The following is a 1,307-nucleotide window of genomic DNA, read 5'->3' as shown; positions in this document are numbered from 1 at the left end:
TCCACTATCGATGGACAGATTCTGTTATCAGGAAGTTCCATTAATCAAAAATCACAGCAGGTTTCAACCGATAATAAACAATCCTATAGAGGTTACGATTACCATGTCGTGAAACTCGACCAACAGGGAAATAATGTCTGGGATAAATATTTCGGCGGAACAAAGCACGATTATCTGATGTCGTCTATTGCGACAAAAGAAGGTGGTTTTCTGTTGGCAGGAACTTCATTTTCTAGCCAGTCGGGAGATAAGAAAGAGAATAATGTGGGCGGATCGGATATTTGGCTCGTCCGTCTCGATGAGAACGGCGAAGAACTCTGGCAGAAAACATTGGGAACCAAAAGCAATGATGAAGCATCTTCAGTCGTTCAGTCGCTTGATGAAGGCTTTTTTGTCGCAGGAAACATCAATTCCAATAAGCAATTGTTCGGATCAAAAGATGTATTTGTTTCAAAGTTGGATAAAGGAGGAAAACTTATCAACACCACCATTCTAGGCGGAAAAGGATTGGATGAAGTTCAGGAAATGATTCCGGCAAAAGATGGCGGAGCGGTGGTTTTGATCTACTCTACTTCAGGGAAAACGGAGAATATCAGTCCATCCAAGGATGAAAATGATTTTCAAAACAAAGCACCTCAATCATCCAACAACAGCCAAGGCAATCAACCGAAAGAAAACCACGGAATCAATATTCTCGATTCTCATTCATCATCAGACAACAAAAACGGACAACCGACTACCATCAACTACCAACCAAAATCGGAAGACGGTTTTGGCGCAGGCGATTATTGGATCGTAAAACTGGATAAAAACGCCAATGTAGAATGGCAGAAAACCTATGGCGGAAGTGATGATGACCGACCGAAAACCATTGCTCTTACTCAGAACGGTTATCTCATTTCCGGAGAAAGCAGAAGCAGTTCTTCGGGCAATAAAAAAGAAAACATCAAAGAAGGAACGGATCTCTGGATCATCAATATCGATGAACGCGGAAACGAAATCTGGCAAAAGAACTACAGCTTTCGGAATCGGGATGTTGCAATGAGTTTAAATGTGATCCGACGAACCAACAAGAAAAATCAAACTGAAGATAGAGGGTTTTTAATTGGTGGCTACACCCAGGCGGAAGAAAAGATACAGACTGATGACGAAAAATTCTGGATGCTTTACATTGATGCTACCGGAAAAGAAGAATGGCGCAAACATGTAGAAGGAAAAGCAAAGAAAAAAGAAGAACGGCTGGTTTCTGCAAAACTGCAGAACGATGGAACTTTTCTTTTGGCAGGAACGAGTGCCGAAGAGCTGGG

The 1,307-nt window shown here is 41.9% G+C and carries 1 protein-coding gene; it reads left to right on the top strand.

Annotated elements, in window-relative coordinates; translation table 11 throughout:
• A partial coding sequence (locus tag QF004_RS13935) for a T9SS C-terminal target domain-containing protein (protein WP_307427512.1) occupies positions 1-1,307 on the top strand: 1,307 nt, incomplete at both ends.

Origin of the sequence: Chryseobacterium sp. MDT2-18, assembly GCF_030815285.1 — a bacterium.
GTDB classification, from domain to species: Bacteria; Bacteroidota; Bacteroidia; order Flavobacteriales; family Weeksellaceae; genus Kaistella; species Kaistella salivictor.
The sequence above is the reverse complement of the archived record's forward strand: the minus strand, read 5'-3'. Positions and strand labels throughout refer to the sequence as shown.